20 protein-coding genes and 2 pseudogenes are annotated in these 15,400 nt (G+C 44.2%); 8 read left to right on the top strand and 14 right to left on the bottom strand.

From position 1 onward, the window contains the following. Window positions 1-113: 113 nt before the first annotated feature. From amtB to bcrC, 3 genes are all read left to right on the top strand, one after another. On the top strand, window positions 114-1,328 hold the full coding sequence (amtB, locus tag RAC86_RS23885; protein ID WP_108029076.1) for an ammonium transporter AmtB: 1,215 nt from the start codon (window positions 114-116) through the stop codon (window positions 1,326-1,328). An 11-nt stretch (window positions 1,329-1,339) separates the two neighbouring features. After that, window positions 1,340-1,690 carry a P-II family nitrogen regulator gene (locus RAC86_RS23890; RefSeq protein WP_003221829.1) on the top strand — a complete coding sequence of 117 codons (351 nt, stop codon included), beginning with the start codon at window positions 1,340-1,342 and terminating at the stop codon, window positions 1,688-1,690. Window positions 1,691-1,871: 181 nt separating this feature from the next. Continuing rightward, a complete protein-coding gene (bcrC, locus tag RAC86_RS23895) occupies window positions 1,872-2,453 on the top strand; it encodes an undecaprenyl-diphosphate phosphatase BcrC (RefSeq protein WP_015714854.1) in 582 nt (193 codons plus the stop codon). Window positions 2,454-2,493: 40 nt separating this feature from the next. On the opposite strand, the gene RAC86_RS23900 is transcribed toward bcrC, so the two are convergent. Further along, complete coding sequence (locus RAC86_RS23900) at window positions 2,494-2,916, bottom strand: VanZ family protein (protein ID WP_003227753.1); 423 nt, start codon at window positions 2,914-2,916, stop codon at window positions 2,494-2,496. A 110-nt stretch (window positions 2,917-3,026) separates the two neighbouring features. Beyond that, the gene (gene spoIIQ, locus RAC86_RS23905; protein ID WP_014481160.1) at window positions 3,027-3,899 is read right to left on the bottom strand and encodes a stage II sporulation protein SpoIIQ; all 873 of its coding nucleotides are present in this window, start codon (window positions 3,897-3,899) and stop codon (window positions 3,027-3,029) included. Window positions 3,900-4,039: 140 nt separating this feature from the next. Here spoIIQ and RAC86_RS23910 point away from each other — a divergent pair, with 140 nt between their 5' ends. The 3 genes from RAC86_RS23910 to RAC86_RS23920 all read left to right on the top strand — a co-directional run bounded on the left by RAC86_RS23910 (window position 4,040) and on the right by RAC86_RS23920 (window position 5,336). Further along, window positions 4,040-4,531 carry a GNAT family N-acetyltransferase gene (locus tag RAC86_RS23910; protein WP_072692832.1) on the top strand — a complete coding sequence of 164 codons (492 nt, stop codon included), beginning with the start codon at window positions 4,040-4,042 and terminating at the stop codon, window positions 4,529-4,531. After that, complete coding sequence (locus tag RAC86_RS23915) at window positions 4,528-5,046, top strand: DUF5362 family protein (protein ID WP_377886090.1); 519 nt, start codon at window positions 4,528-4,530, stop codon at window positions 5,044-5,046. The genes RAC86_RS23910 and RAC86_RS23915 overlap by 4 nt, the downstream gene beginning before the upstream one ends. 158 nt (window positions 5,047-5,204) lie before the next feature. Next, entirely contained in the window at window positions 5,205-5,336 is a 132-nt protein-coding gene (locus RAC86_RS23920; RefSeq protein ID WP_217024063.1) for a hypothetical protein, read from the top strand. Here the strand turns inward: RAC86_RS23920 and RAC86_RS23925 are convergent. Next, complete coding sequence (locus tag RAC86_RS23925) at window positions 5,333-5,767, bottom strand: DUF5392 family protein (protein WP_003244359.1); 435 nt, start codon at window positions 5,765-5,767, stop codon at window positions 5,333-5,335. The two genes, RAC86_RS23920 and RAC86_RS23925, sit on opposite strands and share 4 nt — an antisense overlap. Before the next feature lie 242 nt (window positions 5,768-6,009). Here RAC86_RS23925 and cls point away from each other — a divergent pair, with 242 nt between their 5' ends. Further along, window positions 6,010-7,458, top strand: a complete 1,449-nt coding sequence (gene cls / locus RAC86_RS23930) for a cardiolipin synthase (RefSeq protein ID WP_003243311.1) — start codon at window positions 6,010-6,012, stop codon at window positions 7,456-7,458. Between the two features lie 20 nt (window positions 7,459-7,478). On the opposite strand, the gene mta is transcribed toward cls, so the two are convergent. Continuing rightward, complete coding sequence (mta, locus tag RAC86_RS23935) at window positions 7,479-8,252, bottom strand: transcriptional activator Mta (protein WP_377886091.1); 774 nt, start codon at window positions 8,250-8,252, stop codon at window positions 7,479-7,481. 142 nt (window positions 8,253-8,394) lie between these two features. Here mta and RAC86_RS23940 point away from each other — a divergent pair, with 142 nt between their 5' ends. Next, entirely contained in the window at window positions 8,395-8,778 is a 384-nt protein-coding gene (locus RAC86_RS23940) for a DUF5362 family protein (RefSeq protein WP_014478231.1), read from the top strand. 34 nt (window positions 8,779-8,812) lie between these two features. Here RAC86_RS23940 and RAC86_RS23945 read toward each other — a convergent pair whose 3' ends face one another. From RAC86_RS23945 to rapB, 10 genes and pseudogenes are all read right to left on the bottom strand, one after another. Next, on the bottom strand, window positions 8,813-9,454 hold the full coding sequence (locus RAC86_RS23945; RefSeq protein ID WP_015714860.1) for an NAD(P)-dependent oxidoreductase: 642 nt from the start codon (window positions 9,452-9,454) through the stop codon (window positions 8,813-8,815). Between the two features lie 67 nt (window positions 9,455-9,521). Continuing rightward, on the bottom strand, window positions 9,522-9,923 hold the full coding sequence (locus RAC86_RS23950) for an Rrf2 family transcriptional regulator (RefSeq protein ID WP_003227734.1): 402 nt from the start codon (window positions 9,921-9,923) through the stop codon (window positions 9,522-9,524). A 134-nt stretch (window positions 9,924-10,057) separates the two neighbouring features. After that, complete coding sequence (gene ureC / locus RAC86_RS23955; RefSeq protein ID WP_014481168.1) at window positions 10,058-11,767, bottom strand: urease subunit alpha; 1,710 nt, start codon at window positions 11,765-11,767, stop codon at window positions 10,058-10,060. Beyond that, complete coding sequence (gene ureB, locus RAC86_RS23960; protein ID WP_029726054.1) at window positions 11,764-12,138, bottom strand: urease subunit beta; 375 nt, start codon at window positions 12,136-12,138, stop codon at window positions 11,764-11,766. The genes ureC and ureB overlap by 4 nt, the downstream gene beginning before the upstream one ends. After that, window positions 12,135-12,452, bottom strand: a complete 318-nt coding sequence (gene ureA / locus RAC86_RS23965; protein ID WP_003227724.1) for an urease subunit gamma — start codon at window positions 12,450-12,452, stop codon at window positions 12,135-12,137. The genes ureB and ureA overlap by 4 nt, the downstream gene beginning before the upstream one ends. Before the next feature lie 191 nt (window positions 12,453-12,643). Next, window positions 12,644-12,804: pseudogene (locus RAC86_RS23970) on the bottom strand (hypothetical protein). A 278-nt stretch (window positions 12,805-13,082) separates the two neighbouring features. Continuing rightward, window positions 13,083-13,251 (bottom strand): annotated as a pseudogene (locus RAC86_RS23975) (urea ABC transporter substrate-binding protein); the annotation flags it as partial. Window positions 13,252-13,462: 211 nt separating this feature from the next. Then, window positions 13,463-13,651 (bottom strand): stress response protein CsbD, encoded by a 189-nt coding sequence (gene csbD, locus RAC86_RS23980; protein WP_015251021.1) that lies wholly within the window; start codon window positions 13,649-13,651, stop codon window positions 13,463-13,465. A gap of 72 nt (window positions 13,652-13,723) precedes the next feature. Next, complete coding sequence (locus RAC86_RS23985) at window positions 13,724-14,203, bottom strand: hypothetical protein (protein WP_003244390.1); 480 nt, start codon at window positions 14,201-14,203, stop codon at window positions 13,724-13,726. A 155-nt stretch (window positions 14,204-14,358) separates the two neighbouring features. Beyond that, window positions 14,359-15,400: response regulator aspartate phosphatase RapB (gene rapB / locus RAC86_RS23990; RefSeq protein ID WP_377886092.1), on the bottom strand; the 1,042-nt coding region annotated here is incomplete at its 5' end.

Consider the following 15,400-nt stretch of genomic DNA (forward strand, 5'->3'; position numbering starts at 1 on the left):
CTTAAAAACCATGTCAGGAAATCTTACATGAAAATGTTTTATCATTCTTTTTTCTCTATAATGAAGAAATATAATAATTGCTTTTTATTCTGAAAGATACGGAGGAATGAGACATGCAAATGGGCGATACAGTTTTTATGTTCTTTTGCGCTTTACTCGTGTGGCTGATGACCCCGGGATTAGCGTTATTTTATGGAGGAATGGTAAAGAGCAAAAATGTGCTGAGCACTGCCATGCACAGTTTCTCTTCCATTGCCATCGTTTCCATCGTTTGGGTGCTGTTCGGATATACACTTGCCTTCGCACCAGGCAATTCAATCATCGGCGGGCTGGAGTGGGCAGGCCTCAAAGGGGTCGGATTTGATCCAGGAGATTACAGCGATACCATCCCCCACTCGTTATTTATGATGTTCCAAATGACGTTCGCCGTTCTGACTACAGCGATTATTTCCGGGGCTTTCGCAGAGCGGATGCGATTCGGCGCTTTTCTTTTATTCTCGGTTTTATGGGCCTCTTTGGTTTACACACCCGTAGCGCACTGGGTATGGGGCGGCGGCTGGATCGGCCAGCTTGGAGCGCTCGATTTCGCTGGCGGCAATGTTGTTCATATTTCCTCCGGGGTGGCAGGACTTGTTCTTGCCATTGTGCTCGGCAAACGGAAAGACGGTACAGCGTCTTCTCCGCATAACCTCATTTACACCTTCTTAGGAGGAGCTTTGATTTGGTTCGGCTGGTTCGGCTTTAACGTCGGCAGCGCATTGACCTTAGATGGTGTGGCCATGTACGCCTTCATCAACACAAACACCGCGGCTGCAGCCGGGATCGCCGGCTGGATCTTAGTAGAATGGATCATTAACAAAAAACCGACAATGCTCGGAGCGGTATCTGGTGCAATCGCCGGGCTTGTCGCCATTACGCCGGCTGCCGGATTTGTCACACCGTTCGCTTCTATTATTATCGGCATCATCGGCGGGGCAGTTTGTTTCTGGGGCGTATTCTCGCTTAAAAAGAAATTCGGATACGACGACGCGCTTGACGCCTTTGGCCTGCACGGGATCGGCGGCACATGGGGCGGAATCGCAACAGGATTATTCGCAACAACCTCTGTTAACTCAGCGGGCGCAGATGGGTTATTTTACGGTGATGCAAGCTTAATCTGGAAACAAATCGTCGCCATCGCCGCCACTTATGTTTTTGTATTTGTTGTCACTTTCGTTATTATTAAAATTGTAAGCCTCTTCCTTCCCCTTCGCGCAACCGAAGAAGAAGAGTCACTTGGGCTTGACTTAACGATGCACGGGGAAAAAGCATATCAAGATTCTATGTGAGGAGTGACGCTATGAGCGGTCAAATGTTCAAGGTAGAAATTGTAACGCGTCCGGCAAATTTTGAAAAGCTGAAGCAGGAACTCGGAAAAATCGGAGTGACCTCTCTGACTTTCTCCAATGTACACGGCTGCGGCCTTCAAAAAGCACATACGGAGCTCTATCGAGGGGTAAAAATAGAAAGCAATGTATACGAACGTTTAAAAATAGAAATTGTGGTCAGCAAGGTTCCTGTTGATCAAGTGACTGAGACCGCTAAAAGGGTGCTGAAAACGGGATCACCTGGTGACGGTAAAATATTTGTCTATGAAATCAGCAATACGATCAACATCCGCACAGGCGAAGAAGGACCTGAAGCACTTTAATATCGGTACGAGATTCGGACACTCCGGATCTCTTTTTTTGTGCACAGAATCCCCCCCAGAAACCGCGATTCCTCTTCGAATTCTCTTCAAGCGCCGTTATTTCAGACAATCTCTATTTTTATTTGAAACTTTTCATGAGTAAGATTAGTCTACTAAATATAAAAATGTAAAAGGTGATTATTTGAACTACGAAATTTTTAAAGCAATCCATGGACTATCTCATCACAATTCAGTTCTCGATTCCATTATGGTCTTCATCACGGAATATGCCATTGTCGCCTATGCCCTTATCCTATTGGCAATCTGGCTGTTTGGGAACACACAAAGCAGAAAACATGTGCTATACGCAGGCATCACAGGAATTGCAGGCCTTGTGATCAACTATTTGATTACGCTTGTTTATTTCGAACCGCGCCCGTTCGTTGCGCATACAGTGCATACACTGATTCCGCATGCTGCGGATGCTTCATTTCCAAGTGACCACACGACAGGTGCATTAGCGATTTCTATTGCGATGCTTTTCAGAAACCGCAAAATCGGCTGGCCGCTTGTCATTTTTGGGCTTTTGACAGGATTTTCGAGAATTTGGGTGGGACATCACTATCCGGTAGATGTATTGGGCAGCCTCGTTGTCGCCATCATTATCGGGTTCCTTTTCTTTAGATTTTCAGATCTGCTTCGCCCGTTCGTCGATTTGATCGTGAGGATCTATGAAGCCATTATCAATAAACTGACGAAAAAACCAACCGATCAAAATTTCTAAGAAAGACAAAAGCCGGCGTCTGAAATCAAGACAGCCGGCTTTAATATTTCTCATACATCTCTTGTTTTCTTCGCTTCGCCAACACATATAAACCATAAAACAATCCAATACCAACAGCATCGATGAGCACATCCCGGATACAACCATTCCTGCTGAAGAAGAGCTGAAGAACTTCTGTGAAAAAAGCAAATGCGAACGAGCCGGCTGCAGCTGATCTTATGCTGCCCCGCTGTTTCCACAGCAAATATGTCAGCACAAAGAAGGAAAACGCGTGCCCGATTTTTTGAATAAACGCTTCAGGTACAGTAAGCTCAGTAAAATCCATAACTAAAAATTGAGACAGATCAGGGTGCGGCTGAAAATGAAAAGCCACCGTTTGCGATACGACCATGCCGCTGAAGCTTTCCGTACAGACAGAAAGCAGGATAAAAAAGATCCAGCCTGCGAGCAATAGGCGGTTCATGACATAACCTCCTTTATAACGTACGTGCCTACATGTAACTACATAGACGGTAAAACAAAGCAAAAAGTAACAGAAAAAAACGCCCATCACAAGGATAGACGTTTTCTTCATTAAGACTGTTCAGTGTCTTCTGTTGTGCTGCTTTCTTTGGAACCAGATTTGTCAGTTGAATCATCCTTTTTCTCACCGGATTTTTCTTCTGTTCCTTTTTCAGTTGATCCGTCCTTTTTCTCGGAAGATTGCTGAATGGATTCTTCTGTTTCTTGGGTGGCAGCTTTTTCTTCAGCAGCTGCTGCTTTTTCAATAGAAGAAACTGGTTTGTCCATAAAGTTTAACGGATTCATTGCGACCCCATCTTTACGGATTTCAAAGTGCACGTGGTTTCCGCTATCTTCACTGTAAAGGTTCTTGCCAGATTTTCCGATCACTTGATTTTGTTTTACTTTGTCACCTTGCTCAACGCTTACTTCGGAAAGAGATTGATACACAGTCGATAAACCGTCGGCATGTTCTACTTCCACAACATATCCCAGCACTGGATCTTTTTCAGCTTTAACAACCGTACCGCTCAGAGAAGCAGAGACATCGAAATCTTTTCCGTCTTTCTCAGCTAAGTCAATTCCTTTGCTTAGGCTGTACGTGTTATTATAGGTAACGAGTGCTGCTTCTTTCTCTTCTTTTGCGGCATCGGTTTCATAGAACTTTTTCACAACAGAAACGTTTTCAGAATCAACAACCGGCATTGCGACATTTTCCATTGACTTTCCTACTTCAACTGCATCGTCGTTGTTGTCATATGCGGAGTTTCCGCCGTTATCAGCCAACTGATCCTTCACCTCATCATTTGATACTGATTGATACCAAAGGACAGCTGTTAAAATGACGGCCGCACTGACTAAGTAAATTGCAGGGAACACCCAGCGTTTACGAAAAAACTGCTGAAGTTTTTTGACTTGAGAAGTTTTCTTTTCTTCCTCTCTCATTGTTTCATCACCTCAGCAACATTCTGAACACTTTTCTGAAAATATATACAACCTATCCAAAAAAACTTTTTTAGATGTAGTTTGCACAGACTGAACGAAAATATGTATTTTTTTGAGAGGAGTGCCAAAAACATATGAACATGACATTGCGTCTTGCTGAACATAAAGACTTGGAGGCTGTTGTGGCGATTTATAATTCAACGATTGCTTCTCGAATGGTAACAGCCGATACCGAACCGGTAACTCCTGAAGACCGGATGGAATGGTTTTTGGGACATACAGAGTCACGCCCGCTCTATGTGGCCGAGGACGAAAACGGAAACGTCGCTGCCTGGATCAGCTTTGAAACATTTTATGGAAGGCCAGCCTATAATAAAACAGCGGAGGTCAGCATATACATTGACGAAGCATGCCGCGGCAAAGGTGTTGGATCATATTTGCTTCAAGAAGCGCTCCGCATTGCCCCGAATCTTGGCATCCGCTCACTTATGGCCTTCATTTTCGGGCATAATAAACCAAGCCTGAAGCTGTTTGAAAAGCACGGGTTTGCAGAATGGGGATTATTCCCCGGCATCGCCGAAATGGACGGGAAAAGATACGATTTAAAAATTTTAGGGAGAGAGCTTTCATGATTAGTCTGGATAAAGATGAAAACGAAATTGAACATCATAATGAAGAAAATAGCCTCGCTGAACAGGAGACTGCACCTGTTGAACAGGAGACCCGCCAGCTGAGCGCCTCCGCTGTCAAGTCGCTATCCGACATTGCCAAGTGGGGAAAAATTTCTGGCATCTTGTTAATCATTATGGGGTCGCTTGTCACTCTTTCTGTTTTGATGACAGTGATTGGCGCCATTCCGGGCGTACTGCTCATTATATCAGGCGTATTTTTGATGCGCTCAGCAAAAGCAGCCGCAGAAGCCGACGGAAATCTAGCCGGCAGCGCTGGCGAAAGCATGCTTGAAAATTACGGGACATTTATAAAAATGCAGCTGTTTTATGCAGCATCCAGTATCGTTACTGTCCTGATCGGGATCATTGTAGCCATTTTCGTGCTGGTGGTAATCGGCATTGCTGCTTTTGAGAACACGCCTTCGTATGAAGATCCGGATTCCTATTATTATGAGGATGATCCGGTGTTTGAATAATGATGAGACAGGACAGGGCATGAGTTCCATATAAACGGAACCATGCCTATTTTATTTGACTATTCAAAGCAGGCCGGCGTAAACACCAAATCCTGAAGCAAGCATACAATAGACATCTCTAGTAGAGGAAATCAACAAAGCAACGCTGTTACCCAGAAATGAATATCAAAAAAACGGATGAAGTCGGAATCAATCCGAAACCGCGCTTTTTATTTCGGGTGTCTGCATGCAAAAAAACACACCCGGATCGTCTGGAAAATCTCAACAATCCGGGTGCAGATCTTCTTTAATACATTTTTTTGCGTCTGTCTTCCTCAGTCAAAAATTCAACAAAACTCCGCATCGCAAAAGGCTCTTCCTTTATTTGTCGTGCGTAGGAGCTTTTCCGCTCTTCTGAAAGGATTTCGCTCTTTTTGATCCTGTTCAGCATATAGATGTGAACCGTTTTTTGGATTTGTTTATGCTGATAGCCTGCCTCTTTAAAAAATGCGAGCCCGAGCGCCGCCAAAAGGGCGAATATGCCTGCGCTGATCAGGGACTCCCTGTCAGCTGAAGCATGAAATAGAAAAGCAGCTAAATTAAAGAGAGAGAATGCAGCAAGCGGAATAGCAAGAAAACGGTAAATGACGGTTTTTTTCATGAAAGGCTGTACGGCCTTTTGAATTTTTTGCATTTCTGTTTTGATGAACCCCGGCATTTGTTCGACTCTGTAAAAGTTCATATAATCCTCCCCCTTTATTTCATGTTTCAAGCTTCACGAACGTTATCATATGTGTTTATTTTAACGCAGGTGCAAGCTGGTTTTAAAGAAATCTGCCCGTATTTTTCACGAAGAATCTGGATCGCCGCTCTTTATTCTTTTAAAATGTGAGTGTTATAATTTGTAATGGGAATCAGATCACTGTTATTCATGGAATACTAATGGCAATCTTCTTGATAAATATGAATGAGCGGGGTTACAAAGTGAGTATTTCTTCCATCCTTTTATCACTTTTTTTCATTTTAAATATTCTTTTGGCCATCATTGTCATCTTCAAAGAACGGCGCGATGCCAGTGCATCTTGGGCGTGGCTGCTTGTTCTTTTCTTTATTCCCGTTTTAGGCTTTATTTTATACTTATTATTCGGCCATAATCTCAGACGCAAGCATTTGTTTCAATGGGAAGACCGGAAAAAGATTGGAATTGAAAGGCTGCTGAAGCATCAGCTTGAAGATTTAGAAACCAAGCAATTTCAGTTTAACAACCGGGCAACCTTTGATAACAAAGATTTAATTTATATGCTGATTATGAATAACCATGCTGTGTTTACAGAGGATAATTCAGTTGACGTCATTACAGATGGACGGGATAAATTTCAGCGGCTGCTGAGTGACATTTCAAAGGCTAAGGATCATATCCATTTACAGTATTATATTTATAAAGGCGATGAATTAGGCAAAAAATTGCGGGACGCTCTCATCCAAAAGGCGAAAGAAGGTGTTCAGGTCAGAGTGCTTTATGATGAACTCGGGTCCAGAACGCTGAGAAAAAAGTTTTTTAAAGAGCTTCGCGAGGCTGGCGGGCATGTGGAGGTCTTTTTCCCGTCAAAGCTCAGGCCGATTAACCTGCGGCTGAATTACCGGAACCATCGAAAGCTTGTGATCATAGACGGTATGACCGGTTATGTCGGAGGCTTTAACGTCGGAGATGAGTATCTAGGGCTTAATCCGAAATTCGGTTATTGGCGGGATACGCATATCCGGCTGCAAGGAACGGCCGTACACGCCATCCAAACACGGTTCATCCTTGACTGGAACCAAGCTTCTCATCACCATACGCTGACATATATTCCAAATCACTTTCCTGATTACGGCCCAAAAGGCAACGTCGGGATGCAGATTGTCACAAGCGGCCCTGATTCGGAATGGGAACAAATTAAAAATGGCTACATCAAAATGATTTCGAACGCCAAGCGTTCCATTTTGATACAAACACCTTATTTTATCCCAGATGCAAGCCTGCTGGATGCTCTAAGGATCGCTTGCCTTTCGGGCATTGACGTTAACATTATGATTCCGAACAAGCCCGATCATGCCTTTGTATACTGGGCAACACTTTCGTATATCGGCGATCTGCTGAAAGCCGGAGCCACTGTCTATATTTACGATAACGGCTTTATTCACGCGAAAACCATCGTGGTGGATGACGAAATCGCTTCAGTCGGCACAGCGAACATTGATGTCCGAAGCTTCAGGCTGAATTTTGAGGTTAATGCATTTATTTACGATATCACCATTGCTAAAAAACTGGTTTCAACTTTTAAAGAAGATTTGCTAGTATCCAGAAAATTCACCTATGAGGAGTATCTGCAGCGCCCGTTGTGGATTCGAATAAAAGAATCCGTCTCGCGGCTGTTGTCGCCGATCTTATAAGATGCGCAAACCCCCGGCCTTTACGGCCGGGGGTTTTCCTGATGGTCACAGTAAATGATGATCGCCTCCCGCAAAAAAGCGGCAAGACCTTCTCCATATTGATTGATTGAATCGGTAAATCGCTCGTCAGTGATATACACTTCCCCGAGTCCTCTGAAAATGTCGAGTGTGCAATCGTAATGATATTGGCAAATATGATCGCGAAATGCCCCCACTGCGGCCTGAACTTCTGCATCATCGGGCCCATGCTTTATTCGTGCCGCAATTCGTCTGTAAATCGAATCAAATTCAGCCATGATCGTGCGCCAATCATCTGCCGAATATGCAGATGTCCTTTTCTCTGTTTCTTCTGCGATTTCCTTTCCATACAGCTTTCTGACTTCATCAGCGTATGTCTGCTGGTGCTCTTCAATGTCTTTCATGCTTAATCCGGCAAATAAATCTCTCTTATTCATCGTTTCCCCTCCATCAACGGACAAAAGCGTCCTGTCAATTGTTTGAATCATCTCATCCATTCTTTGTTTTTTCTTCATCAATATCTCCTTTTGCGACTGAAGTGCCGCTTTCCGGTCAAAATTCGGATGATCCAGCATCTCTTTAATCTCATCCAAACGAAACCCGATTTCCTTGAAAAATAAAATCTGCTGCAGTTTTTCCAGGTCTGCGTCACTGTACAAACGATACCCAGCATCAGTAAGCGCTGAAGGATTCAGAAGCTCAATATTGTCATAGTGATGAAGCGTCCGAATGCTAACACCTGATATCTCCGCCACTTGTTTAACTTGATATTTCATACATAACACCTCCTCTTTTTTATCGTAAACAATCACGCAACGTTAGGGTCAATCCCCAAAATGTTATTTTCTATACAAAACTTCTCACAAATAGTGTATAAAAGAAAAGTGAGTATTTTTTTGTAAAGGGGAGCCAGTATACATGAATCCTGAAACAATGAACAAAACCCTCATCAGCATTTCGAAATGGGGAAAAGCTACAGGCATTTTATTTATTATTATGGGCGCAATTACCGCGCTTTCAGGCGCGTTCATTTTTCTAATCGGTGCCGTGCCAGGCGTACTGCAAATTATTTCCGGTATCTTTTTGATGAGGTCAGCTAGGGAAGCAGGCCAAATGGCTGAACACAATAGCGGACAGTCTGAAGACTTAATGCTGGAGAATTACGCGAAATTCGTAAAGATGCAAGGGATTTATTTGATCGTAAGCATTGCTGTATCCATTCTTGCGATTATCGCCTTCTTCATCTTTTTAATGCTTGGGATTGCTGACGGCCTTTTCAGCGATACGTACAGCACTTATTAATGAGAAAAACCCGGAGCTGGCTCCGGGTTTTTTATTATTCCGCTTCGCTTACCACTGTGAAGCGTTCATTTTTGTGTTCGGGATGTTCAAGCTCATCCAACACGGCAATGGCATAATCTGCATAGCTGATATAGCTGTCGCCTTTTGCATTTACGATGACATTGTCTTTTCCTTTTTGGTAAGAGCCAGTCCGTTTTCCTGCTGGATCAAAAAATGCCGCAGGACTGAGGAACGTCCAGGAAATGGAGTCTGTCTGCTGCAAATCTTTCAGGTTCTCTCCTTGATTTGATGCAGTTGGCAAATATTCTTTCGGAAATTCCGGCGTATCCATTAAACGGGTTGTTTTGGCTTCATCAACAAACAGGCTTCCCGCTCCGCCAACAACAAGCAATCTTGTGTGCTTCGCGTCCTTTAAGATGCTGATGAGTGCTCTTCCTGCTTCAACATGAAGATGTTCTTGGCCGGGTGCTGCTCCAAAAGCGTTTACGACCGCGTCGAAAGGCTTGATGTCTTCCGCAGTCAGTTCAAACACATCTTTCTCCAAAACCGCTACGTCCTGCTCCTGCACTTTTGAAGCGTTTCTGACGATGGCTGTCACTTCATGGCCTCTTGTTTTCGCTTCTTTCAAAATCTCGTTTCCCGCTTTCCCGCTTGCGCCGATAATACCAATTTTCATTTTTCATTTCCTCCTTATTTGTAACAATTTTAGTTACATGTTAGTGGTGAGAAGTCATCCCTTTTGATTAAAAGAGATGATTCATAACATCTTTTAATGACTTGCTTGCCAGTTCATTTTCCATCGCTCTTTGCACACTTTCAAACGTTTCATCCAGAGCGTTCTGAATTTTTTTCCCTACCGGACATTTCGGATTCGGGTTTTCATGAACCGCAAAGAGTTCTTCTTGCTTTTGGACAGCCCGGTACACTTCTAAAAGAGAAATATCAGCAGGATCTTTTTTGAGGCTTGCACCCGGCACCCCTGCGCGTGATGTGAGAATATCAGCTTTTTTCAGCAGGCTGATCATTCTTCGCACGACTACTGGATTCGTGTTGACACTGTCTGCAATGATTTCTGAAGATGTTTTTTCATCCATCGAGATGAGGGATAAAATATGAATGGCAACAGCAAGACGGCTGTTAATCATGTTTTTTCACCACCGTTGTAACTATAATAGTTACATTTGATTCGTTTGTCAACATCTAATATACACTAAATACATGGGTTTTGTGCACCGTTTTTAGTCAATAGAACGGCCGGATGCACTCCGGCCGCGTCTTATCAGAATAAGAAATATCTTTGTCCAAGGGGGACATAATCGACAGGCTGGCAAGACAATTCCTCCCCGTCAGCAAAGACCTGATAGGTTTTTGGATCAATCTCAATCTTCGGCAAAGCCGAGTTCAGCTTCATATCCAGCTTGCTCAGCTTTCTGATATTTTTGACTGGAGAAATCCTTTTTTCCAGCCCTAAGCTTTCCGCCACACCACGCTCTATGCTTGCCTGAGACATAAATGTAATCGAGGTTGAACGGTTGGCTTTTCCGTAAGACGCATACATTTGGCGCATGAAAACCGGTTCAGGAGTCGGGATGGACGCGTTCGGATCTCCCATTTGCGCACGTGCAATCATGCCGCCCTTTAAGACCAGTTCCGGTTTTACGCCGAAAAATACCGGGTCCCACAGAACGAGATCAGCAAGCTTCCCTTTTTCCACCGAGCCGACTTCATGGCTGAGCCCGTGCGTAATTGCCGGATTAATCGTGTATTTGGCAATGTACCTTTTTGCGCGCACATTGTCATTACCGTTTTCACCGGCAAGAGCGCCGCGCTGTTTTTTCATTTTATCGGCTACCTGCCATGTTCGGATGATCACTTCACCGACCCGCCCCATCGCTTGGGAATCCGATGATGTCATGCTGATCGCACCGATATCATGGAGAATATCCTCCGCGGCAATCGTCGCAGCCCTGATTCTGGAATGGCTGAACGCCACATCTTCAGGCACTTTCGCATCTAAATGGTGGCAGACCATCATCATGTCAAGATGCTCATCCATCGTATTAACGGTATAAGGAATGGTTGGCGTTGTAGATGACGGCAGAATGTTCGCGTAAGAAGCGAGCTTCATAATATCCGGGGCATGGCCGCCGCCTGCACCTTCAATGTGATAAGTATGAATGACCCGGTCCCCGATCGCGTCGAGCGTGTTTTCCAAAAAGCCCGCTTCGTTAAGCGTATCGGTATGGATGGCAACTTGAATATCAGCCTCGTCCACGACTTCCATACACGTTTTAATGGCGCTTGGCGTCGTGCCCCAGTCTTCATGAAGCTTAAGGCCGATGGCGCCTGCTTCCACCTGCTCGATCAGCGGCGCTTTATCGGATGCATTCCCTTTTCCTAAGAAGCCGACATTGATCGGAAACTCCTCGGCCGCTTCCAGCATCCTTGCCATATACCACGCGCCGGATGTACATGTTGTCGCTTTGCTGCCTGTTGCGGGTCCTGTTCCGCCTCCCAAAAGGGTTGTCACACCTGAAGAAAGCGCAACTTCCATCTGCTGAGGACAAATAAAATGAATGTGCGTGTCCACTCCCCCGGCTGTTAAAATTTTGCCTTCACCGGAAATCACCTCTGTCCCCGCTCCGATGACCATGTGCGGATCGACTCCATCCATGATATCAGGATTTCCGCTTTTTCCGACACCGACAATCCGGCCGTCTTTCACACCGACATCCGCTTTGACAATGCCTGTGTAATCCAATAGCACGACGTTGGTGATAACCAAATCCAAAGCGCCGTCCTTCCCTGTGATTCTGCCGTTTTGGCCCATGCCGTCGCGGATTGTTTTTCCGCCGCCAAAGATCATTTCTTCACCGTATACTGTGAAATCCTTTTCGACTTCGATCCATAAATCCGTGTCGCCCAATCTGATTTTATCGCCCGTTGTCGGGCCAAACAGTTCCGCATATTCCTCCCGTGACATTTTCATCGGATTACACCCTCCATCCAGCCGGCTTGTTTTAAGTTGGCCAACGTTTTTTCTTTGCCGCGTTCATCGATAAACGTGTCGGCCATTCCGTTCAGCCCTTTAATTGTCTTGCGTCCTCTGATTTCCACTAGTGAGACCGTTTTCTGCTCTCCCTGCTCAAAACGGACCGACGTGCCTGATGGAACATCAAGACGCATGCCGATCGCCAGCTCACGGTCAAATAATAAAGCCCCGTTGGCCTCCGCAAAATGAAAATGCGAACCGACTTGAATGGAGCGTGATCCGGTGTTTTTTACCGTTACCTCCCGTATCTCACGGCCTTCATTAATCGTAATGGTTCCCTCAGCAATTTGAAATGCTCCCGGCTTCATGACTTCACCTCCGCAGAAATTGGCTGATGTACCGTAACAAGCTTTACTCCATCCGGAAATGTGGCCTCCACCTGAATGCTGTCCAGCATCTCAGGCACACCTTCCATCACATCTTTTTCCGTTAATACATGGCGGCCGGCTTCCATCAGCTCTGCTACTCCCTTCCCATCACGTGCGCCTTCCATAATAAAGCAGGTGATATAAGCAGCAGCCTCAGGATAGTTCAGCAGAACGCCCCGCGCCTTTCGCTGTTTGGCTAATTCCCCCGCTGCAAAAATGAGCAATTTTTCTTGTTCAACCGGTGTCAGTTTCATCTGTAATCCTCCTTCTTTTGTCTTATAAAGCGGATGCGGTTACTACGAATTTGTGGAGCATGCAGGCGGGACATCACCTCCCTTTCTTCGAGAATGGGGGTCATACGGTAGGGTGCCTTTCAAAGCGGCATGCCGTTTCTTTAGGCCTTCCCATGGTAACAGCCGTTCCCCTGTCGATCACAGAAAGATAGTCAGCACAGATTAACGCGTTTTCCAGACTGCGCCCGACTAAGATAACAGAAATGTCTTTTTTTCTGGAAATTTCTATAATAACTTGTCTGACTAGTTCGACAATTAAAATCTGAATTCCTCCCAATTGTTCATTAAGTAAAATATTTTTCAGATTTACCATCAGCGCTCTGGTGATTGCAAGCTGCTGCTGTTGGCCGCCTTTTCGTTTTGAACAAACGTTTGATTAAAATAAATAGCCCCCCCTGTTTAGCCGGAGTCGGCCTAATACAGCAACAATCTGCCCCGGGTGAACCTCCATGCTAAGGCTGTGCTAAACCATCGATTGGTCATAACCAGACGTTACATTCCTGATGGCAGCCTGTTGTTTTGCTCCGCAACCGGAAGCATGGCATGGAAGCCAGTCTGAGGCGCCGCCCTCCACGATACCGAGAACCCGACTATTGCCATTAACTCCGTATCATGGACGGTCACTTCGCTGATCGCCACCGTTCCTCTTAACGAGTGAAGAATTCCGGCCTTCACTGAATCCCCGCTTGTGTCGATATCAACTGTTTTTTCGCACTCCCGTGGCTTCCGACACTTTCTTCGGTGCAGTACATTCCGTCATCAAAACCCCTTTGTTTGATTTCTCAAATGATGTAATAAAAGTTTACAACTTATGTCATTATTATATAGAAGAGGTCTATTAATTCAAAGAATATTTAAAAAATTTAGTTACCTTGACCAAATCAGCTTCTTTTTTTGTTATATTTATTTACATCAGAAAAATCGAACAAAAAAAGACAAGAAACATTTCGTTTCCTGCCTCTTCCGTACGATTAATCTTTATCTGAAAATTTATCCTTGGCTTTCCCGATATCCTTTTGGATTTCGCCTTTTGCCTTATCTTTTTTGCCTTCAGCCTGCATGTCCGTTTTGTCAGCCATATCTCCGACTTTATCCTTCACTTCTCCTTTGGCTTTATTGAAGCCGCCCTTCATTTTGTCTTTTACACTATCGTTACCCATGTTAATTCTCCCCTCTCAATTATGTGTGTACTTGTTACTTTCCCGATCTGAGAGGCAATAAACATTCTAATGTTATTTATCGATTTCGTAGCGCTCTCCGTAACGGAGCACCTTGTATATCGCCAGCCCGTCTGATGACTTTTTCTCCGAATATCGGACCGGCAGCAGGGCAAAAAACACATAATACGTAGAAAAATAGACAAACTGATAGAAAAACACATTCGGCTTTAATACACTGTGTATAATCAGCAGATTGATTGCAAAAATCGTGATGAGGTTAAACAAGCAGCCCCCTGCATACACGAGTGCATTTGAGAATCGATTGTCAATTTTCAACTCCCCGTACCGGCAAAAAGAATCGATAAAATAAATCGTTCTGAACCGTATGGGTCCAATTTTAAGCAGCGTTTTTCCCATGCCTATATCCAACGATCCCTTTCCGCCAAAAATAAAAGCCATAAAGCTGTGCCCTGAAACATGTATAATCTGTACAAGCGGCAGAACAATGAGGAAAGACCACAGAAACTTCACCATATCATTAAAACCAAACATTGAATTCCCCCTCACATGCATATCTGCATCCCAAAACGGCTTTTGTTCAAAAAACAGTGCTGTAGCGATTTTTCCTGTTCTCCCCGGAAATAAACGTTCCGATGCTCCCCTTTTTTTGCATAAAAAAAAACCATCTGCCAGCAGATGGTTTTGTCTCATACTTCATATAAACAATCGTTCCTTTGAATCATCTCTCTCATGCTGACCGCTTTTTCATAAAAATACACCGCTTCTTTATATTGTTCGCGATGACTGAAATAAGAGGCAGCATCTAAAGCAAATTCTTCAATATATACATACAGGCCCTTTTCTTCCATATAATCAAATACTTCTTGAATCATATCCAAATTGACAGATTCCACATATAATGCCTGCAGAAATTTATATTTTGCCAGACTGAAGAAGTCGTTTCGTTTTTGGGCAATGGCAATCCCTTTTTCATAGTACCGTATCGCGGCTTCGCTATCTTGTTTTTTGAAAAGAACGCGAGTCAGGCTGAAGAGCGCTTTTGGAAGCTGTTCCAGCTGATAATCCTCGAAGACAGGAAGCGCTTTTTCAAAGTATTCGGCGGCCTGATCCAGCTCCCCCTTGTCATCATAGCAATTCCCGATATTATAAAGGGCTGATCCGATCAAACGGGGCTGTCCTTCCAATAAAGCAAGGCGATACGCGTCATCTAAATGTTCAAGCGCTTTTTCATAATTTCTGTAGTCTATATAGTTTCCTGATATGACGAAATGGCATTGAATTCTTCTGACTCTATAAAAATCGTGAGCCTTATACGTCTCCAGCGCCTGTACAGCGTGGTTCATGGAAAAGTGCGTCTGCTTCATAATATAAAAGACTTCCGCCACTTTAAAATGAAATTCCGCTCTTTCAATTTCATCTTCTACAAACGCAAGCATCTTCTCAGCTTTCCGATAAAAGGATATAGCCGAGATGTAATTGTTCTGTTCAAATTCGTACATTCCTCTAAACAAGTGAAAATAATACTCAGATAATCCGGAGATGCTGTCCTGATTGCTTTCCAGCGTTTTGATCAATTCACGATATTGAAGCTGAGATTCCTCGTGCAGGTCAGGCTTTACATAATCCAGCATAATTTGGTGCCGGTAGCTGATCAGCTGATAATACAGGAGAAGCAGCTGATCCTCTTCCATCTGTTCGATATCTAGATCAATTTCTTCTTTCAGCTTT

Source organism: Bacillus sp. LR_5 (genome assembly GCF_042709275.1).